Here is an 18,392-nt window from a genome sequence, read left to right as displayed (position 1 = left end):
AGCCATGACCCTACGAGTGGTTCCCGAAGGTCTGGCCGCGACCAGCGCGGCGGTGGAGGCCCTGACGGCACGGCTGGCGGCCGCGCATGCGGCGGCGGCTCCGGCGATCACCGCGGTGGTGCCGCCGGCGGTCGATCCGGTATCCCTGCAAACGGCCGTCGGATTCAGCGCTCGGGGCCAGGAGCACTCGGCCATGGCCGCACAGGGCGTCGAAGAGCTTGGCCGCGCCGGCGTCGGCGTCGGGCAGGCCGGCGCAAGTTATCTCGCGGGCGACACCGCGGCCGCCGCGACGTATAGGATCGCGGGCGCCTGAGCATGACATCCCCCTTCGGACCCATCTGGATGGCGTCGCCACCCGAGGTGCATTCGGCGTTGCTCAGCGCCGGTCCAGGTCCGGGGTCGCTGATGGCGGCCGCCGGCGCATGGACCTCGTTGAGCACCCAATACGCCTCGGCGGCAGCCGAACTCAGTGGGCTGTTGGGGGAGGCCCAGGCCGGAGCATGGGAGGGCCCGAGCGCCGAGCAGTATGTGGCGGCCCACCTGCCGTACCTGGCGTGGCTGCAGCAGGCCAGTGTCGACAGCGCGGGTGCCGCCACGCAGCAGGAGGTCGCGGCGACGGCGTATACGGCCGCATTGGCGACCATGCCGACGCTGGCCGAACTGGCCACCAATCACACCGTGCACGGCGTGCTATTGGCGACGAATTTCTTTGGCATCAACACCATTCCGATCGCCGTCAACGAGGCCGACTACGCGCGGATGTGGGTCCAGGCGGCCACCACGATGGGCACCTACCAGGCGGTGTCGGGCTCGGCCCTGGCGGCGGCGCCGCGCACCATGGCGGCGCCTTCCATCATGAATCCTGGCGGCGAGACCAACGATGTCGCGTCCAACGCCACGCAGAACGGCCCCGGGGATTGGTGGCAGAACTTCATCCAGCAGCTGTCCAAGTTCTTCCAGGACTTCTTCCAGAACATCCAGCAGATGATGCAGAACTTCTTCTCGAATCTGCCGGCGTTCCTGGCCGCCAACGGGCCGCTGTTGTTCTTCGTTGCCTACCAGGTGTTCTTCAACGCCGTCGGCTGGCCGACCTGGGGTGCGATCCTCACCGCACCGCTCCTGATCCCGCTGTTGCTGGGCATCGGGCTCAGTTCCCTGCTCACCACGCCCGTCGAGGCCGCGCCCGATGCCGCCCCCGCCGTCGTGGCCCCCGTGCTGACGTCGAACAAGCCGCCGTCCATGCTGCCGGCGGTCGCGCTGGCCCCGACGGTGGCGACTCCGGCAGGGGCCCCGGCCACCACGGTCGCCGCGGGTTCCGGTGCGCCCGCCGCGCCGGCGCCGGCGGCAGCGGCCGGCAACTTCGCCTACTTGATCGCCATGGGCGGTGACCCTGACACCGGGGTCGGGCCCATCCTGGGTGGTCGCGGCGGGGCCAAGGCTCCGGCGGCGACCATCCCGGCGGCCGGTGCCGCGGCGGCGAGCCGGGCCGAGTCCCGGGCCCGACGCCGCCGGCGGGCCGCATTGCATGACCACGCCGACGAGTTCGCAGACATGGACTCGGATTTCGGTGTGCCACCCGACTTCGGCGACGAGGAGGAGCTGGCCGCGGCCGTCGCGTCCGCCCAGGGTGCCGGGGCTCTGGGGTTCGCCGGAACCACGCAGCGACAGAAGGCGTTTCAGGCGGCCGGATTGACCAAGCTGGCCGACGACGACTTCGGCGGCGGCCCACGCATGCCGATGGTGCCCGGCACGTGGGAGCACGAAGCCGATAACGGAACGGGCCCAACCGAGCCGGGGAAAGGGGGGTAAGGCAGTCAGCCAGATGAACGTGAATTACCGAAACCCCCACGGAAGCAACAGAAAGGAATCAACATGAGTATGTTGGACGCTCACATTCCGCAGTTGGTGGCCGCACAGTCGGCCTTCAGCGCCAAGGCTGCGTTGATGCGCAGCACGATCAGCCAGGCCGAGCAGGAAGCGATGTCGGCGCAGGCATTCCACCAGGGCGAGTCCTCGGCCGCCTTCCAGGCCGCCCACGCGCGGTTCGTCGAGGCCGCGGCGCGGGTCAACACCCTGCTGGACATCGCCCAGGCCAACCTCGGTGACGCCGCGGGCACCTATGTGGCCGCCGACGCCGCCGCCGCATCCGGCTACACCGCCTTCTGATTCCAGCGCTACTTACCGCGAAAGGACTTGTCATGTCGCAGATCATGTACAACTACCCAGCGATGTTGAGCCACGCCGCCGACATGTCGGGCTACGCCGGCACGTTGCAGGGGCTCGGTTCCGACATCGCCAGTGAGCAGGCCACATTGTCCAACGCCTGGCAGGGTGACACTGGTATGACCTACCAGGTGTGGCAGGCCCAGTGGAACCAGGCGATGGAAAGCCTGGTGCGCGCCTACCAGTCGATGGCCAGCACCCACGAGGCCAACACCATGTCCATGCTGGCCCGCGACCAGGCCGAAGCCGCCAAATGGGGCGGTTAGTAATCAGCTGAATGAACGCGGAGCCCAACGCCGTCGAACTGACGGTCGATCACGCTTGGTTCATCGCGGAAACGATTGGGGCGGGGAGCTTTCCCTGGGTATTGGCGATCACCTCGCCCTATCGTGATGCCGCGGAACGCAACGCGTTCCTCGACCGTCAGAAGGCCGAGCTGACCGAACTCGGCCTGGTCTCGGAAGGCGGAGTCGTCAACCCCGCGGTCGCCGAGTGGATCAAGGTGGTGTGTTTTCCCCACCGATGGCTGGACATGCGTTACGTCGGCCCCGCCAAGGACGACGGTGAGGGCGGCGGCGCCGAGTTGCTTCGCGGCGTCGTCGCACAGCGCACCGGTGTGGTCGGCAAGCCGTCTATCACGGTCGTCGCGTTGCGCAGCGCGCAGCTGATCACGTTCACCGCCATGGACATCGACGATCCGCGTGCCCTGGTCCCGGTGCTCACCGTCGGCCTGGCGCAACGCCAGCCCGCCCGGTTCGACGAGTTCAGCCTGCCGACGCGGGTCGGTGCCCGAGCCGACGAACGACTGCGTTCGGGCGCTCCGCTCGCGGAAGTCCTTGGTTACCTTGGTATTCCGCAATCGGCACGAAGGGTGGTGGAATCGGTGTTCAATGGACCGCGCAGCTACGTCGAGATCGTCGCCGGCTGTCACCGCGACGGCCGGCACTCCACCAGCGAGGTGGGGATGAGCATCGTCGACGCACGCGAGGGGCGGGTGCTGGTCAGTCCGTCCCGCGCCTTCGACGGCGAGTGGGTTTCGACCTTCGCGCCCGGAACGCCATTCGCGATCGCCGTCGCGATTGAACAGCTGACCGCCCTACTGCCAGACGCCGGATGGTTCTCCGAACACCGGTTAGCCCGAGACTTTTCCCCGTCAACACTGTCCGTCCAACACAGTAAAAGAGAAGAGAGCACGATGTCCGAGCAACGGCCACAACACTTTACGAGGGTCCGGTGACGTCCGGAACCGTCATGCCGATCGTCCGCGTAGCAATCCTCGCGGACAGCAGGTTGACGGAAATGGCCTTGCCCGCGGAGCTGCCGCTGCGCGAAATCCTGCCCGCCGTCCAGCGTCTGGTGGTTCCCGCCGCGACCAACGGTGACTCGGACGACGGCGCCGCCGGGCGCGGTGCCGCCGAGATCGGCGCGGCGGCCCAGCTGAGCCTGGCCCCCATCGGTGGCGCGCCGTTCAGCCTGGACGCCAGCCTGGACACGGTCGGCGTCGTCGACGGTGACCTGCTGGCGCTGCAAGCGGTGCCTGTCGGTCCGGCCGCGCCCGGCATCGTCGAGGACATCGCCGACGCGGCCATGATCTTCTCCACCTCCCGGCTCAAGCCCTGGGGCACAACACATATCCAGCGTGGCGCTCTGGCTGCGGCTATCGCGGTGGCGTTCCTGGCCACCGGGCTGTCGGCCACCTACCGGGTGGCCACCGGCGAGCTGCTGGGACTGGTCGCCGTCAGCGCAATCGCGGCGTTGACCGCGATCGTCGGCCTGCTGGTCACCGCGCGCTCGGCGCGTACCGGAATGGCGCTCTCGATCGCCGCGCTGGCTCCCATCGCCGCTGCACTCGCGCTGGCGGTACCGGGGAAATTCGGCCCCGCCCAGTTGACGCTGGCCGCCGCCGGGGTCACCGCGTGGTCGCTGATCGCCTTGATGGCGCCGAGCGCCGAACGTGAACGCATCGCCGGCTTCTTCACCGCGACCGCGGTGGTGGGTGCCGGGGTTCTGCTGGCCGCCGGCGCCGAATTGCTCTGGCACCTCAAGCCGATCGCCATCGGCTGCGGGCTGATCGTGGCGGCGCTGTTGGTCACCATCGAGGCGGCGCAACTGTCCGCACTGTGGGCGCGCTTCCCGTTGCCGGTCATCCCGGCGCCCGGTGACCCCACCCCGTCGGCGCCGTCGTTGCGGGTGCTCGAGGACCTGCCGCGCCGGGTTCGGATCAGTGACGCGCATCAGACCGGATTCATCGCCGCAGCGGTGCTGCTCAGCGTCCTTGGTTCGGTCGCGATCGCGCTGCGGCCCGAGACGCTCAGCGGTGCGGGCTGGTACGTGGTGGCGGCCACCGCTGCGACCTCCGTGCTGCGCGCCCGGGTGTGGGACTCGGCCGCCTGCAAGGCGTGGCTGCTCGCCCAGCCCTTCCTGGCCGCCGGTGTGCTGCTGGTGCTCTACACCTCGACCGGACGCTACGCCGCCGCCTTGGGCGCGGTGCTGGTGCTGCTGGCGCTCGTGGCGGTGTGGATCGTGGTGGCGCTGAACCCGGGTATCGGTGCGCCGGACAGCTATTCGCTGCCGGTTCGCCGGCTGGTGGGCTTCGTCGCGACCGGACTCGACGCGTCGCTGATCCCGGTCATGGCGTTCGTGGTCGGTCTGTTCGGCTGGGTGCTCAATCGATGATTCGGCCGGCATCAGTCTGCTGCGCGGCGGTATTGGCCTTGCTGCCCGCCGCCGTGACGTGGACGAGTCCGCTGGCATCCGCGATCAGCCCGCCGACGGTCGATCCCGGCGCGTCACCGCCCAGCGGGGCGCCGGGGCCCGGGCAGCCGATGGAGCAGCGCGGACCCTGCAGCACGTCCGGCGTCGTTCCCGGCAGCGATCCGGGTGCCATCACGCAGAGCCAGTCGATGCTGAATCTACCTGCGGCATGGCAATTCTCGCGGGGTGAGGGCCAGCTGGTGGCGGTGCTCGACACTGGGGTGCGGCCGGGTCCGCGGCTGCCCAACGTCGAACCGGGCGGTGATTTCGTCGAGACCACCGACGGGCTGACCGACTGTGACGGGAACGGAACGCTGCTGGCCGGGGTCATCGCCGGCCAGCCCTCGCCCGACGACGGGTTCTCCGGCGTGGCACCTGCGGCGCGGGTGGTGTCGATCAGGACGGCGTCGGCCAAGTTCTCGCCGCGGACGCCGGGCGGCGATCCGATGATGGCGCGCGTGTCGGCCGAGGTGTCGACGCTCGCCCGGGCGATCGTGCACGCCGCCGACCTCGGTGCCCGGGTGATCGACATCGGCTCGGCCACCTGCATGCCCGTGGACCGGCCCGTCGATCAGGCCGCGCTCGGCGCCGCCGTCCGGTACGCGGCGGTCGACAAGGACGCGGTGATCGTGGCCGGCGCCGGCAACAGCGGGCCGACCGGAGCGAGCGGTGGCGGAACCTCGTGTGAGTCCAATCCGCTCACCGACCTGAGCCGACCGAACGATCCACGAAATTGGGCCGGCGTCACGTCGGTGTCCATCCCGTCGTGGTGGCAGCCGTACGTGTTGTCGGTGGCGTCGCTGACCCCGGATGGCCAGCCGTCGAAATTCACCGTGGCCGGGCCGTGGGTGGGAGTCGCGGCGCCCGGCGAACGCATCGTGTCGATCGGCAACGCCGACGGCGGCGGGCTGGCCAATGGCCTGCCCGACGAGCGCCAGCAGCTCGCCGCCCTCAGCGGAACCGGTTACGCGGCGGGCTATGTGGCCGGTGTCGCGGCGCTGGTCCGCAGCAAGTACCCCGACATGAACGCCGCCGCGGTGCTGCACCGCATCACCGCAACCGCGCACAACGGCGCCCGCGACCCGTCGAACGTGGTCGGCACCGGCAGCGTGGATCCGGTGGCGGCCCTGACCTGGCAACTGCCCGCAGGTAACCAGCCCGGCGCGGCATCGGTGAAGCCGGTGGCCGTGCCGCCGGCCCCGGCGCCCAAGGACACCAAGCCGCGCACCGTCGCGGTGGCCGGCACCGCCGCGCTGGCCGTGCTGGTCGCGGTGGCCGGCGCCGTCACCGCAATCGCCGCACGCCGACGAAAGGACCCCACCCCGTGAGCATGCATCGGATACCGACTCCCGGGAGCGGTCGAATGACGTTGGCACTGCTGGCCATTGTGCCCGCGGTGATGGCCTACCCGTGGCGGACGCCCCGCGACTACTGGCTGCTGGGCATCGCGGCCGCCGTCGTGATCGTGTTGTTCGGCTGGTGGGGCGGTCTGCATTTGACCACCATCCTGCGCCGGCGCCTGGCGATGATCGGACGCGGCAACGCCGTCCCCGCGGCCACCTCCGACGCGGCGGCGACAGCACTGATTCGCCTCGGCGCACCGGACGACGACTCCGATGTGCTGCCGCTCCCGCTGATCGCGAGCTATCTGGACCGCTACGGCATCCGGGCGGACAAGATCCGAATCACCAGCCGTGACAACGCCGCCGACGCGTCACGCCGTGAGACCTGGATCGGGCTCACGGTATCGGCGCCCGACAATCTGGCCGCGCTGCAGGCCCGCTCGCCGCGAATCCCGTTGCACGAGACCGCTCAGGTCGCGGCCCGCCGGCTTGCCGATCATCTGCGGGAGATCGGTTGGGAAGCCAACACCGTCGCGGCCGACGACATTCCCCGGCTGCTGACGGCCAACCCCCGCGAGAGGTGGCGCGGAGTGCAGCGTGGCGCCTCGGATTACCTTGCGGCATACCGGATTCAGGTGGACGACGCGTTGCCGGAGACGTTGGAGGCGATCCGGGCGTATGCCGCGCGCGAGACCTGCACCGCGCTTGAGGTTGCCGGTGACAAGGACCGGCCCACCGTCGCGGTGGCCTGCGCGTTCCAGACCGAGACCGCCCCGGACGGCAAGGCGCCGGTGGACGGGCTGACCCCGCACCGCGGAAACCACCTGCCCGCCTTGACCGCACTGGACCTGTTGTCCACGTATCGGTTGGACGGCCACACCGCGGCGCCGGAGGACCTGCTCTCGCAGCTGCACTGGCCCACCCTGACCGGCGCCGGCGCGGCCCACCGGGCACCGCGCGGCGAGACCGGTGGCAGTGCCGACACCGTCGAGGTGGTCAGAACATGACCTCCTGCAGGAATGCGGTCATCCGGCGCAGGTAGTCCAGCTGACTCACGTGCATCACGTGGCTGCCCGGAAACCAGTGCAGCGCACAGCGATCCCAGTGTTGCCATAGCTTGACGGCATGGTCGGGCGGCGCCATCCGGTCGCCGAGCCCGGTGATGATCATCCGGCGGTCCCGGGGCACCAGCGGCCGGTAGTTCAGCGGGCAGTGGTACGCCAGCCCGGCCGCCAAGTCGTCGTGGCTGATGTCGGACAGGCGCAGGCCCAGCCGGACCAGCTTGTTGGCCGGGAACCATTCGTCGAACAACGTCGACGGGGTGACCACCGGACAGTTGGGGATCACAGCCTCCAGCCGATCGTCGGCCGAGGCCACCAGCGCCGAGGTGTAACCGCCCAGCGAGATGCCGGTGAGCGCGATGCGGTCCACCCCGGTGTGACGCAAATAGTCGATGATGGAACGAAAGTCGTGCACGGCCTGGGCCATGGCTTCGGCGAATCCGCTCAGCCCGCCGGCGAAGTAGCCGAAACCGCTGAAGGGCGAATACTTTTCGGCCCGTTTGCCGTGAAAGGGCAACGTGTACATCAACACGTCGTAGCCGGCCCGGTAGTACCAGGGCAACGAAAAGAACCGCCCGTTGGCCAGGTACGACGATCCCATGAAACCGTGGATCACGCACAGCGTGGGACGGGGCCCGTCGTCGTGGCGCCAGTGCTGCGCGCGAACGGTGTTGTTGGATCGCCAGGCGCCCCAACGTGTGCGCATGGCGGGGTTGATGGCGGTGAAGCTGCTGGGGAACGCGATGTCGTCGACCGTGCCGCGCGCGATCCACTCCGCCAGCGGGCTGGCCCGCCGCGACGTCACCCGGGGCGACTCGGTGGGTGGCGGGAAGGACCGCGTCGGGTCTTTCGCCGCCCCCAGCTCCGCGTAGAAGTCGAGGTTGCCGCGTTCGCTGGCGGAATCGGATTGCCTCACCGTGCCGGCGACCACGAACGGCGCCACCGTGGTGGCGAGCAGGGAGGCCACCCAGGTGCGCAGGGCCAGATCGCCGAGGGCCGATGCCTCGACTACCATTCGCTGGCGGGGCGACAACGCCGAGTGGGGGGGTAATCCGCCGGCGCCGGCCGGTAGATCGGCGCCGGGGACGTCCGGAATGGGGATGGGCGGGTCGATCGGATCTGAGTCGGACGCCACGAACGCCGATGGTAGCCCGACGGGCACGCGTCTCCCGGGGGTTTCGACCGGTTTCGGTCGTCGCGGCGCCATGCTGGGACCATAAGGGTCGCGTCGGCGCACCATAGAAGTTATAGGTTTGCTATCGGCCCGCTAGCGGCGGCGCGAGGATCGGGAGGATCGACATGTGGGATCCGGACGTCTACCTGGCCTTCGCCGACCATCGCGCCCGCCCCTTCTATGACCTGCTGTCGCGGGTGGGCGCCGAGCGGGCTCGTCGCGTCGTCGATCTCGGTTGCGGTCCCGGTCACCTGACGAAATATCTGGGCCGGCGCTGGCCGGACGCGGTGGTCGAGGCGATAGACAGCTCGCCGGAGATGGTCGCCGCCGCCAAGGAGCGCGGCATCGACGCCGTCACCGGTGACCTGCGCGACTGGAAGCCCAAACCCGACACCGACGTGGTGGTCAGCAACGCGGCCCTGCACTGGGTTCCCGAACATGCCGACCTGCTGCTGCGGTGGGCGGGGCAACTAGCGTCCGGATCGTGGATCGGCGTCCAGATGCCGGGCAACTTCGAGTCGCCGTCCTACGCCGCCGTGCGCGCGTTGGCCCGCCGGGAGCCGTACGCGAAGTTGCTGCGAGACATACCATTTCGGGTCGGCGCTGTGGTTCAGCCGCCGGCGTATTACGCCAACCTGCTGCTCGACGCGGGATGCAAGGTCGACGTCTGGGAGACCACCTATCTGCACCAGCTGACCGGCGAGCATCCGGTGCTGGAATGGATCACCGGCACGGCGCTGGTGCCGGTGCGCGAACGGCTGGACAACGAGACGTGGGAGCAGTTCCGCGAGGAGCTGATCCCGCTGCTGCAGGACGCCTATCCGCCCCGGTCCGACGGGACGACGATCTTCCCGTTCCGCCGGGTGTTCGTCGTCGCCGAGGTGGGCGGCGCGAGCCGGTCAGCTGGCTAGCCCCAGCAGCGGCGCCTCCCGGCGGTAGCGCTCGACCCACTCGTCGGCGCGGTTGTTCGCCTGCCGTTGCATCATCGGCGCCGCCTCGGCGTCCAGTCCCAGCGCTTCGAGGACGGTGGCCACGGTCGCGGTCAGGTTGCGCCACAACACCCGACACGTGATGTCGATGGGCGTGATGTCTTCCTCGGCAAACCAGGCGCGCCAGCTGTTTTCCTGGCATCGCAGGTTGTTGACGATGTGCCGATCGCCACTAGGCCGGATGGTGGCGACCCGCTTCGCCCGGCTCCGCCGCGCTCGCGATCGCCGCTGGGCCGGATGGTGGCGACCCGCTTCGCCCGGCTCCGCCGCGCTCGCGATCGCCACTAGCGCTGCGTGGGCTTGCCTTCTTCGATCCCGCGGTCGGCGGCGATGGCCGAGCGGGGGGTCGGCTTGGCATGGTGGATCTGCAGATACGTTTCGGTGTACCGCGCCGAGATGCGGGTACCGGCAAACTCCGACGGGATGACGTCGCCGGTGCGCTGACGCCAATCATGAAGTCGCACAGCAAGGTTGGCCGCAACCTCGTCCGCCTCGGTCCCGTCTTCGGCCAGCAGGTTGGTGGTCTCGGTGGGGTCGGCGCGCAGATCGTAGAGTTCACGCTCGGGCCGCGGCGAGTTGACGAACGGAGCGACGGCCAGCCCCGACGGGCTTTCCTCGATGTCCAGTGGCAGATCCAGCAGCGGCCGGGGCACGTAGTTCTCGATGTAGCTGTAATCCTTGGTGCGAATCGCGCGGATCGGATCGAACGAGTCGTGGTAGGTCTTCATGGTGTAGACGTGATCGCGCACCGGCGTGGGCGGGGGATCCGGCTCCAGCAGAACGGGCGCATGCGAGACACCGTCGACATCGGCCGGGGTGTCAATTCCCAACAGCCCCAACAACGTCGGAACCAGGTCGACCGCGCTGAACAGCTCGTCGTAGACGCGGGGAGGCACGGACCGGTTGGTGGGCGGCCGAATGATCAACCCGATGCCGGTGCCGGCGTCATACAGCGTGGATTTCGCCCGCGGGAAGGCCGGGCCGTGATCGGTGAAGAACACCACCCAGGTGTTGGCGTCCAGACCAGTGTCGGCCAGCGCGTCCAGCAGCCGCCCCACCGCGGCGTCGGCCGTGCTGATGGCCCCGTAGAAGTCGGCGAGGTCGCCGCGCACCTCGGGGGTGTCGGGCAGGTAATCGGGCGGGTCCACCTCGGCGCTGTCGGCCGGCGTGTAGCGGTCCCTCGGATAGGGCCGGTGCGTCTCGAAGAAGCCGGCAGTCAGCAAAAAAGGCTGTCCGACAAGGCCTTCGGCATTTTGCCGCAGCCACTCGTCGGTCTTCTCGGCCACGTAGTCGCAGTAGGAGTTCGACACGTCGAACTCGTCGAAGCCCAACCGCTTCGGGTAGGAGGTTTCGTGCTGCATCCCGAAAAGCGCCGAGTACCAACCCGATTCGGACAGTATCTGAGGAAGGGTGCGGATCCCGTCGCGGTATTCCCAGCCGTGGTGGGCCAGGCCGATGAGTCCGTTGTTCTGCGGGTAGCGGCCGGTGAACAGCGATCCGCGCGACGGCGAGCACAGCGGCGCGGTGGCGTGCGCCCGGGTGAACAGGATGCCCTCGGCCGCAAGGCGGTCCAGGCGCGGACTCGACACGTCGGTGTGGCCGTAGGCGCCGAGGTAGCGGCCCAGGTCGTGCCAGTGCACGATCAGCACGTTGTCTTTGTGGCCCGTTTTTTGTTTTTGGTCCGCTATGTCGGGCGGCGTCAATGGTGTCACCTCTCACATTGCCTTGCGACCGGCGACGTTACCGCAACTTCCCTCGGTGTTTCCTGAGTGCCGACGCGTCAGGGCGCCGGCAGTTGACCCCACCGGTTCTCGCAGACGAACTCCGACAACGGTCGCGCGACCGCCCACCCGTCCAGTTCCAGCGCCGGTCGGTCGGGGAATTCGGGCACCGGCCCCAGGCACAGGATGGCCACCGGTTCGGCGCCGTTCGGCATCTCCAGCAGCGCCGCAAGCCGTTGCGGATCGAACAGTGACACCCAGCCCATGCCGAGGCCCTCGGACCGGGCCGCCAGCCACAGGTTCTGGATCGCGCAGGACACCGACGCCAGGTCCATGTGCGGGAGGGTCCGTCGGCCGAACACGTGCGCGTCGCGGCCGTCGCCCAGCGCCACCACGAACAGCTCCGCGCACTCGAGGATGCCCTCGACCTTGAGCGCCAGGAACTCGTCGGCGCGCTCGCCCAGGGCTTCCGCCGTGCGCGGGCGTTCCTCGTCGACCAGGGCGTGAATGCGCCGCCGCAGCGCAGCGTCGGTGATGCGGATGAAGCGCCACGGTTGCATCAACCCGACGCTGGGCGCCGCATGCGCGGCCTGCAGCAGGCGCGCCAGCACGGCCTCGTCCACCACCGCGCCGGGAACGAACCGGCGCATGTCACGGCGCTCGTAGATGACGCGATAGACGGCCCGCCGCTCCTGCGGACTGAATGCCTCACCGGTCACGTCAGCCATCGTAGGAAATCCGCGTTAGCGTGGAGCTTGCCAAGGCCTGAACCCCCAGGAAGGAGTGGTTTTCCGTGAAGCCTTCCGATGTACTCGATCAGCTGGGTGTCGATGCCGCCGCCGGCCGCCGTTACGGCGAGCCCTATCAAACTCCGGACGGCACCACCGTCATCGTGGTCACCCAACCGCTGGGGGTGTTCGCCATCCGTGACGGGCAGGCCTCCTGGACGCCGGCCGTGGACAAGGGCCGCATCGCGCTGATCGGGGTGATCACCGGCCTGCTGGCCGCGGTGCTCGGCAGTCTGGCCGTGCTGCGGCAGCCGCCGTGGCCGCGCATCACGCTCAGGGACTATAGGTAACTCCGACCGCGCGGAACACGTAGTCCGGTGGCATGTCGAACGCCAGCGACCGCCGGGGCAGGCCGCCGAGCACATCGTCGGGAATGGCGACCTTGTAGTGCAGCGACAGCTCGCCGCTGAACTTCTCGTCGACCCGGGACACGTCGACGTCGACCTGCAGTCCGGTCGACGAGATCTCCACCTGCGCCGCGCCGGTCTGCGGCGCGTTCCACCGCACGTTGACGGTCGGGCCGGCCAGCCGGGGCAGCATCGACAGCGTCGCCAGCACCCGCTCCGAGGTGAAGACCAGCGAACCCGTGTAGCTGGCGACGCTGTGCGGCAGCCGCACGCCGGGGATGGTGCCGCTGAACCGGCGGGTCACGGCGACGTAGTCGGCGAGGTAGGTGAGGCCCTCCGACTCGAGCTGCGCGTGCAGCTCGTCGGGCAGCTTGCCGATGCCGAACAACCTACGGACGAAGACGGCCATATCGACAGTATGACCGCGCTTGTCGCCGGGCGTCGCGGGTCGCCCGCATCTCACCGCGACGCTGCTGGTATCGGTTGCTTATGACTCGTCCGAGGACGCCGGTGGCCGTGTGGATCGCGGTGTTGGCCGCCGCGGTGTACGCGTTGATGTGGGCGGGCTATTGCCGGCACTGGGCCTGGATGTACCGGATGGATTGGTCGTTGCTGAACGCGGCCCGCGACATTGCGCTCAAACACCCGCTTTGGCTGCGGTTTTGGGAGGGCGTGTCGTATGCGCTGGGTCCGGTCCCGATGTCCGCGCTGGGCATAGCGATGACGGTGTCGGCCCTGGTGATGCGCAATGTGCGGGCCGCGCTGGTGCTGGTCCTGGCGTGTGGGCCGCTCAACGAATTCGCGACCGCCGCGGCCAAGGCCCTGGTCAACCGGCCGCGGCCGGCGACCATGCTGGTCGCCGCGCCGTCCACCTCGTTCCCGTCCGGGCATGCGCTGGAAGCGATGGCTGCCCTGCTCGCCGTGTTGTGCTTTTTCTTTCCGATGGTGAACGGATTGATCCGCCGCATCGCCGTCGCGGTGGTGGCGGTGTTGCTGCTGACGGTCGGCATCTCCCGGGTGGCGCTGAACGTGCACTACCCGTCCGACGTGCTGGCCGGCTGGTCGCTGGGATACCTGTATTTCCTGTTGTGTCTCTTGATTTTTCGTCCCCCGGTCAGGCCCCCCGCCGGCCCGCGGCGCGCGTCCGAAACCACCGCCGTACCCTAACGGCGCTGTCCCGGTGGGCATTTGATCACGGCGCGGTGACCTAACCGGGGCTAAAGCTTTACTTGACCCTGACGATGTGCCCGTTTGACGATGGAGTGCATGCACCGACTGCTCACTTCGCTGTGCGCCTCGGCGTGCGTGATTTTCGCCTCGGTGGTGCTGGCGCCGATCAGTGCCGCCGCAGGCGCTCCCTGGTTCGCGAACGCGGTTGGCAATGCGACCCAGGTGGTTTCGGTGGTGAGCACCGGCGGTTCCAACGCGACCATGGAGATCTTTCAGCGCACCGGCAGCGGCTGGCAGTCGCTGCGGTCCAACATCCCCACCCACGTCGGTTCGGCGGGCATGGCGCCGCAGGCCAAGAGCGGCGTTCCGGCCACCCCGATGGGCGTCTACAGCCTGGACTCCGCGTTCGGCACGGCGCCGAACCCCGGTACCGGGCTGCCCTACACCCAGGTTTCCGGTGCCAACTACTGGTGGAGCGGCGACGACCACAGTCCCACGTTCAACTCAATGCAGGTGTGCCAGAAGGCGCAGTGCCCGTTCAACACCAGCGACAGCGAGAACCTGCAGATCCCGCAGTACAAGCACGCCGTGGTGATGGGCGTCAACAAGAACAAGACCCCGGGTGGGGGAGCCGCGTTCTTCTTCCACACCACCGACGGGAAACCCACCGAGGGCTGCGTGGCGGTCGACGACGCTCAGCTGGTGTCGATCATGAAATGGCTGCGGCCCGGCGCGGTCATCGCCATCACCAAGTAGCCGTCAGTCGGCGGCGATGGCGCGGCCGGGTTTGAGGGTGAAGTTCAGGCCCTCCAAAGACATTGTGGCGTCATAGGTTCGGTCGTAGCCGGTGCCGCTGATCTTCCAACCGGCATCGGTGCGACGGTAGGTGTCGCGGTAGAAGGCTGCGCCGATCAACATGAAGTTGAAGTCGGCGACCATGACCCGGTCCTGCAGATACCAACTGCCCCTTGCGGTGTCGCCGTCGACGGTGATGTCCGGATGCGTCACCCGGTGTTCGGTGATGACGTTCGCGGGCAGCGACGTCCGCATGTACTCCACCAGGTCGGCCCGGTTGGTGAAGTGCAGCTCGTTGCCGATCGACGGCCCGTAGTCGGCCTTGATGTCCTCGGCCAGAGTGTCGGTGAAATCGTCCCAGTGCTTGGTGTCCAGCGCGCGCAGATACCGGTATTTGACTTGCTTGATCGCTTCGATATCGGCGAGATCGTCGAGGGTCATCAGGTCATTGCAGCACACGGGTGACCATGTCGACGAGGGCACGTCGTTCCAGGGTCCAATCGATGGCGGCGCCGGTGACCATCTGCGCCAGCACCACACCGCGCAGCGTGGCCCAAATGACCTCGGCCACACCGGCATGCGCGGGATCGGTGGTGATCAGTCGCCCCAGCTGGCCGACCGCGGAGTTCATGTCGAGCAGGTGGCGCCGCGACGACGGGTCGGGGCCGCCGCGGGTCTCGCGCAGGATTTCGAAGGCGGCCATCGACGTCGGGCTGCTGTAGCAGCTCCAGGCGGTGTCGACGACGACCTCGATCCGCTCGCGCAGCGGCAGCTCGCTGACGTCGGCCGACGACAGGCTGTCCACCAGCCGGGCCACCCCGTCGTCCACCACGGCCATCAGCAGGCCGTTGCGATCCCCGAAGTGGTACTGGATGACCCCCCATGTCACGCCGGCGCGTTCGGCCACGTGCTTGGCGGTGGCGGCGGAGAATCCCTCGTCCACGATGCAGCGGACCGTCTCATCGATGATCTTCGCCCGGGTGTCATCGCCGCGCTTGCGTGGCGCGGTGGTTCGCCGGGTGGGGCCAACCGGGCGATCGGGGGACTGGCCAGCGACGATGGACATTGTTGACTTTATAACATAGTCGAGTCTATTTTTGGGGCGTGAGCAGCCCCTCGCGATACGCGGAATTGTCCCGTGACGAACTCGTCGTCCTGGTTCCCGAACTGCTGCTGATCGGGCAGCTGATCGACCGATCCGGGATGGCCTGGTGCATCTCCTCATTCGGCCGCGACGAGATGGTGCAGATCGCCATCGAGGAGTGGGCGGGCTCCAGCCCGATCTACACCCGGCGCATGCAGAAAGCGCTGAACTATGAGGGCAACGACGTGCTGACGATCTTCAAGGGCCTGCAGCTCGACATCGGTGCCCCACCGCAATTCATGGATTTCCGGTACACCGTGCACGACCGCTGGCACGGCGAATTCCACCTCGACCACTGCGGCGCCCTGCTCGACGTCGAGCCGATGGGCGAGCAGTACGTGTTCGGCATGTGCCACACCATCGAGGACCCGACCTTCGACGCCACCGCGATCGCGACCAACCCGCGCGCCCAGGTGCGCCCCATTCATCGCCCGCCGCGGACGCCGGCGGACCGGCATCCGCACTGCGCGTGGACCGTCATCATCGACGAGTCCTACCCCGAGGCCCAGAGCATCCCTGCCCTGGACATCGTGAGTCAAACCCGGGCCGCGACATGGGAACTCGACCCCATCGACCCCTCGGACGAGGGGCAGGCGGACTACTCCGGCCCGTTGCTGTCCGATTTCGACTTCGCCGCCTTCTCGCATTCGGCGCTGGTCCGGATGGCCGACGAGGTGTGCCTGCAGATGCACCTGCTGTACCTGTCGTTCGCGATCGCCGTGCGGGCGCGTGCCGCCAACGACGACGAGGCGATCGGCGTGTGCACCCGCGGCCTGATCGGAATCGCGGGCGTGGCCGCCGAGCGCATTCACCGGGCACTGAAACTTCCGGGCGGCACCGAAGGCGTGCTGCGCGTCCTCGAGCTGCACCCGCTGTTGAACCCCGCGGGCTACGTTGTGGCCGAGACGGAATCGAACCGGCTGCACGCCCACCCGTCGCCGGCCCACGATGACAAATCCTGGATCTCGCTGTGCTCGCCGGAATCCGTGCAGCCGCTCCAGGCGATCGCCACCGCGGTGGAACCGCGCATCGAGGTTCGAGTTAGCGGTACCTCCGCCGACTGGACGGCCGAACTGGTTGAAACCGACACTCCGGCCGAGGAACTGCCAGAGGTTTCGGTGGTGAGAGTCAGTGGGGGATCGACATTTCAGTTCGAGCCCAGGCGTTCGCTGCCGCTGACGGTGTTGTAACACAAAGCTTTTTGTCAAGGGGTTTTCGGTACCGCTTCGGTGACGCAAGCGCATCGAGCGGATACCAATGACATTGCGAAGCATCGGCTTTCCGCGTGTCCGGGGCTATCGTTAACGCTGGCCACCGACCCCTATAGACGAGGTTTTCGCTCTATGTACGACCCACTCGGGTTGTCGATCGGGACCACGAACCTGGTCGCTGCGCGTAACGGAAGCCCACCGGTTAGCCGCCGGTCCGTGCTTACCCTTTATCCGCACTGTGCACCGAAAATTGGTGCACCCGAAGAGAACCCGTACCCAGCTGAGCCTGGCGTACCGATGAAGGGCTTTATCGAGCGCATCGGTGATTCCGTCGCGCTGGTGTCACCCGACGGTTCCGCGCACGATCCGGAGCTGCTGACGGTGGAGGCGCTGGACGCCATGGTGCTTGCCGCCGGTGCGGATGCGGCGTGCTCGGAGATCTCCATCGCCGTGCCGGCGCATTGGAAGCCCGCGACGGTGCAGGCGTTGCGGGACGCCCTGCGAACGCATCTGGGCTTCGTGCGAAGCGGTATGGCGCCGCGGCTGGTGTCGGACGCGATCGCGTCGCTGACCGCGGTGAAGTCCGAGCTCGGTCTGCCCGACGAAGGTATCGTGGGGTTGCTCGACTTCGGCGGCAGCGGCACGTCGGCCACCTTGGTCGATGTCGCGGGTGACTTTGAACTCGTCAGCGCCACATTGCGTTACGCGGCGTTGTCCGGCGACGAGATCGACCAGGAGTTGCAGCTGCGTGCCTTCGACGAGTTGGGTCACGGCAGCGGCCTCGACCCGGCCAGCACTGCCGGTGTCGGACAGCTCGTCGAACTCAGGGAGCAATGCCGCGCGGGCAAGGAGCGGCTCTCGACCGAGATGGCCACCGAGATCACCGCGGTGCTGGGCGGGCGCAGCTGCAGCCTGACGTTGACGCAGGACGACCTCGAAGAGCTGATCCAGGACCGGCTGACCGGTTTCATCTACGCCTTCGACGACATGCTGGTGCGCTACCGCAAGAGCTGGTCGGACCTTGCCGCGGTGGTCACGGTCGGTGGCGGCGCGCGCATTCCGCTTGTCACCGAACGGCTTTCGATGCATGGCCGCACGCCGATCCTGACGCCGTCGCAACCGGCCCTGGCCGCGGCCAGCGGGGCGCTGATCCTGGCCTCGCGCGGCGGCGAGCTGGATCTGCGCACGCGGACGTCGATAGGGCTACTCGCTTCGGCCGACGCGAGCGGTGATGTCGTGGACCTGGGCGCCGGCGATGTGCTGGTGATCGACGACGAGGCGCTGACCGATCGCGAATTGGCTTGGTCTCAGACCGAATACCCCGGCGATCTGCGGATGCGGTTCGGCGGCGAAACCTACGACGAGGACGGTCCGGCCGGCTGGTCGATGCGGCTCAACGTCATCGAACCGCCGCGGGAACGTCGGCCCCGGCTGCGGCTTCGGTTCTCCCAGTTGATCATCGGCATGTCGGCCGTGGTCGCCATGACGGCGATCGGCGGGGTGGCCTACACGCTGACCGGGATTGAAAACCGTCCGGCCCCGCCACCGCCGTCCGTCGCGCCGCTGCCGGCGCCGCCGGCCAACTCCGTGGCGCCGCATCCGGTGGCACCGCCACCGCCCACCGCGGTACCGCCGCCGCCACCGCCGCCGAGCGCGCAACCCATTCCCAGCC

At 68.4% G+C, this 18,392-nt stretch carries 21 protein-coding genes; 14 read left to right on the top strand and 7 right to left on the bottom strand.

Going from position 1 to position 18,392, the window contains the following annotated elements:
* Window positions 1-4: 4 nt before the first annotated feature.
* The 8 genes from B8W69_RS27565 to eccE all read left to right on the top strand — a co-directional run bounded on the left by B8W69_RS27565 (window position 5) and on the right by eccE (window position 7,327).
* A complete protein-coding gene (locus B8W69_RS27565; protein WP_085292853.1) occupies window positions 5-313 on the top strand; it encodes a PE family protein in 309 nt (102 codons plus the stop codon).
* A gap of 2 nt (window positions 314-315) precedes the next feature.
* Window positions 316-1,809, top strand: a complete 1,494-nt coding sequence (locus B8W69_RS27560) for a PPE family protein (RefSeq protein ID WP_181447503.1) — start codon at window positions 316-318, stop codon at window positions 1,807-1,809.
* 63 nt (window positions 1,810-1,872) lie between these two features.
* Complete coding sequence (gene esxG, locus B8W69_RS27555) at window positions 1,873-2,166, top strand: type VII secretion system protein EsxG (RefSeq protein ID WP_066947442.1); 294 nt, start codon at window positions 1,873-1,875, stop codon at window positions 2,164-2,166.
* Window positions 2,167-2,198: 32 nt separating this feature from the next.
* Complete coding sequence (locus B8W69_RS27550; RefSeq protein ID WP_083066139.1) at window positions 2,199-2,489, top strand: WXG100 family type VII secretion target; 291 nt, start codon at window positions 2,199-2,201, stop codon at window positions 2,487-2,489.
* Window positions 2,490-2,500: 11 nt separating this feature from the next.
* Window positions 2,501-3,460 (top strand): ESX secretion-associated protein EspG, encoded by a 960-nt coding sequence (locus B8W69_RS27545; RefSeq protein ID WP_085292852.1) that lies wholly within the window; start codon window positions 2,501-2,503, stop codon window positions 3,458-3,460.
* Window positions 3,461-3,474: 14 nt separating this feature from the next.
* Window positions 3,475-4,899 carry a type VII secretion integral membrane protein EccD gene (eccD, locus tag B8W69_RS27540; protein WP_110882085.1) on the top strand — a complete coding sequence of 475 codons (1,425 nt, stop codon included), beginning with the start codon at window positions 3,475-3,477 and terminating at the stop codon, window positions 4,897-4,899.
* Window positions 4,896-6,305, top strand: a complete 1,410-nt coding sequence (gene mycP, locus B8W69_RS27535; RefSeq protein ID WP_085292850.1) for a type VII secretion-associated serine protease mycosin — start codon at window positions 4,896-4,898, stop codon at window positions 6,303-6,305. Before eccD ends, mycP begins: the two co-directional genes overlap by 4 nt.
* On the top strand, window positions 6,302-7,327 hold the full coding sequence (eccE, locus tag B8W69_RS27530) for a type VII secretion protein EccE (RefSeq protein WP_110882082.1): 1,026 nt from the start codon (window positions 6,302-6,304) through the stop codon (window positions 7,325-7,327). Before mycP ends, eccE begins: the two co-directional genes overlap by 4 nt.
* Here the strand turns inward: eccE and B8W69_RS27525 are convergent.
* Entirely contained in the window at window positions 7,317-8,516 is a 1,200-nt protein-coding gene (locus B8W69_RS27525; protein WP_085292869.1) for an alpha/beta hydrolase family protein, read from the bottom strand. The genes eccE and B8W69_RS27525 overlap by 11 nt on opposite strands.
* A gap of 164 nt (window positions 8,517-8,680) precedes the next feature.
* Here B8W69_RS27525 and B8W69_RS27520 point away from each other — a divergent pair, with 164 nt between their 5' ends.
* Entirely contained in the window at window positions 8,681-9,466 is a 786-nt protein-coding gene (locus B8W69_RS27520) for a trans-aconitate 2-methyltransferase (RefSeq protein ID WP_085292848.1), read from the top strand.
* Here B8W69_RS27520 and B8W69_RS27515 read toward each other — a convergent pair.
* The 3 genes from B8W69_RS27515 to bluB all read right to left on the bottom strand — a co-directional run bounded on the left by B8W69_RS27515 (window position 9,455) and on the right by bluB (window position 11,984).
* Window positions 9,455-9,829, bottom strand: coding sequence for a Stf0 family sulfotransferase (locus B8W69_RS27515; RefSeq protein WP_085292847.1), 375 nt, complete (start codon window positions 9,827-9,829; stop codon window positions 9,455-9,457). The genes B8W69_RS27520 and B8W69_RS27515 overlap by 12 nt on opposite strands.
* Window positions 9,829-11,256 carry a sulfatase family protein gene (locus tag B8W69_RS27510; RefSeq protein WP_085292846.1) on the bottom strand — a complete coding sequence of 476 codons (1,428 nt, stop codon included), beginning with the start codon at window positions 11,254-11,256 and terminating at the stop codon, window positions 9,829-9,831. The genes B8W69_RS27515 and B8W69_RS27510 overlap by 1 nt, the downstream gene beginning before the upstream one ends.
* 68 nt (window positions 11,257-11,324) lie before the next feature.
* Window positions 11,325-11,984 (bottom strand): 5,6-dimethylbenzimidazole synthase, encoded by a 660-nt coding sequence (bluB, locus tag B8W69_RS27505; protein WP_281255252.1) that lies wholly within the window; start codon window positions 11,982-11,984, stop codon window positions 11,325-11,327.
* Between the two features lie 74 nt (window positions 11,985-12,058).
* On the opposite strand from bluB, the gene B8W69_RS27500 reads away from it, so the two are divergent.
* A complete protein-coding gene (locus B8W69_RS27500; RefSeq protein WP_085292844.1) occupies window positions 12,059-12,343 on the top strand; it encodes a hypothetical protein in 285 nt (94 codons plus the stop codon).
* Here B8W69_RS27500 and B8W69_RS27495 read toward each other — a convergent pair.
* Complete coding sequence (locus B8W69_RS27495) at window positions 12,327-12,809, bottom strand: hypothetical protein (protein ID WP_085292843.1); 483 nt, start codon at window positions 12,807-12,809, stop codon at window positions 12,327-12,329. The genes B8W69_RS27500 and B8W69_RS27495 overlap by 17 nt on opposite strands.
* Window positions 12,810-12,889: 80 nt before the next feature.
* Here B8W69_RS27495 and B8W69_RS27490 point away from each other — a divergent pair, with 80 nt between their 5' ends.
* Together B8W69_RS27490 and B8W69_RS27485 are read left to right on the top strand one after the other, a co-directional pair.
* Window positions 12,890-13,567: a phosphatase PAP2 family protein gene (locus tag B8W69_RS27490; protein WP_085292842.1), complete on the top strand. Its 678-nt coding sequence runs from the start codon at window positions 12,890-12,892 to the stop codon at window positions 13,565-13,567.
* A gap of 99 nt (window positions 13,568-13,666) precedes the next feature.
* The gene (locus tag B8W69_RS27485) at window positions 13,667-14,326 is read left to right on the top strand and encodes a L,D-transpeptidase family protein (protein ID WP_085292868.1); all 660 of its coding nucleotides are present in this window, start codon (window positions 13,667-13,669) and stop codon (window positions 14,324-14,326) included.
* A 3-nt stretch (window positions 14,327-14,329) separates the two neighbouring features.
* On the opposite strand, the gene B8W69_RS27480 is transcribed toward B8W69_RS27485, so the two are convergent.
* Both B8W69_RS27480 and B8W69_RS27475 read right to left on the bottom strand, forming a co-directional pair.
* Complete coding sequence (locus B8W69_RS27480; RefSeq protein WP_085292841.1) at window positions 14,330-14,824, bottom strand: nuclear transport factor 2 family protein; 495 nt, start codon at window positions 14,822-14,824, stop codon at window positions 14,330-14,332.
* Window positions 14,811-15,431: a TetR/AcrR family transcriptional regulator gene (locus tag B8W69_RS27475; protein WP_085292840.1), complete on the bottom strand. Its 621-nt coding sequence runs from the start codon at window positions 15,429-15,431 to the stop codon at window positions 14,811-14,813. The genes B8W69_RS27480 and B8W69_RS27475 overlap by 14 nt, the downstream gene beginning before the upstream one ends.
* A 38-nt stretch (window positions 15,432-15,469) precedes the next feature.
* On the opposite strand from B8W69_RS27475, the gene B8W69_RS27470 reads away from it, so the two are divergent.
* Window positions 15,470-16,699 carry a hypothetical protein gene (locus B8W69_RS27470; protein WP_085292839.1) on the top strand — a complete coding sequence of 410 codons (1,230 nt, stop codon included), beginning with the start codon at window positions 15,470-15,472 and terminating at the stop codon, window positions 16,697-16,699.
* Window positions 16,700-16,852: 153 nt separating this feature from the next.
* Window positions 16,853-18,392 (top strand): Hsp70 family protein (locus B8W69_RS27465; protein ID WP_085292867.1); only part of this gene is annotated, 1,540 nt, incomplete at its 3' end.

Source organism: Mycolicibacterium vulneris, assembly GCF_002104765.1.
In the GTDB taxonomy this organism is placed as follows: domain Bacteria; phylum Actinomycetota; class Actinomycetes; order Mycobacteriales; family Mycobacteriaceae; genus Mycobacterium; species Mycobacterium vulneris.
This window is presented reverse-complemented; position numbering and strand designations above follow the sequence as displayed.

Bases quoted from the DNA above. Each gene is read 5' to 3' on its own strand.
- B8W69_RS27560 (WP_181447503.1), top strand. From the start codon at position 316: ATGACATCCCCCTTCGGACCCATCTGGATGGCGTCGCCACCCGAGGTG.
- B8W69_RS27490 (WP_085292842.1), top strand. From the start codon at position 12,890: ATGACTCGTCCGAGGACGCCGGTGGCCGTGTGGATCGCGGTGTTGGCC.
- esxG (WP_066947442.1), top strand. From the start codon at position 1,873: ATGAGTATGTTGGACGCTCACATTCCGCAGTTGGTGGCCGCACAGTCG.
- B8W69_RS27495 (WP_085292843.1), bottom strand. From the start codon at position 12,809: ATGGCCGTCTTCGTCCGTAGGTTGTTCGGCATCGGCAAGCTGCCCGAC.
- B8W69_RS27565 (WP_085292853.1), top strand. From the start codon at position 5: ATGACCCTACGAGTGGTTCCCGAAGGTCTGGCCGCGACCAGCGCGGCG.
- B8W69_RS27545 (WP_085292852.1), top strand. From the start codon at position 2,501: ATGAACGCGGAGCCCAACGCCGTCGAACTGACGGTCGATCACGCTTGG.
- B8W69_RS27520 (WP_085292848.1), top strand. From the start codon at position 8,681: ATGTGGGATCCGGACGTCTACCTGGCCTTCGCCGACCATCGCGCCCGC.
- B8W69_RS27550 (WP_083066139.1), top strand. From the start codon at position 2,199: ATGTCGCAGATCATGTACAACTACCCAGCGATGTTGAGCCACGCCGCC.
- mycP (WP_085292850.1), top strand. From the start codon at position 4,896: ATGATTCGGCCGGCATCAGTCTGCTGCGCGGCGGTATTGGCCTTGCTG.
- B8W69_RS27485 (WP_085292868.1), top strand. From the start codon at position 13,667: ATGCACCGACTGCTCACTTCGCTGTGCGCCTCGGCGTGCGTGATTTTC.
- eccD (WP_110882085.1), top strand. From the start codon at position 3,475: ATGCCGATCGTCCGCGTAGCAATCCTCGCGGACAGCAGGTTGACGGAA.
- B8W69_RS27475 (WP_085292840.1), bottom strand. From the start codon at position 15,431: ATGTCCATCGTCGCTGGCCAGTCCCCCGATCGCCCGGTTGGCCCCACC.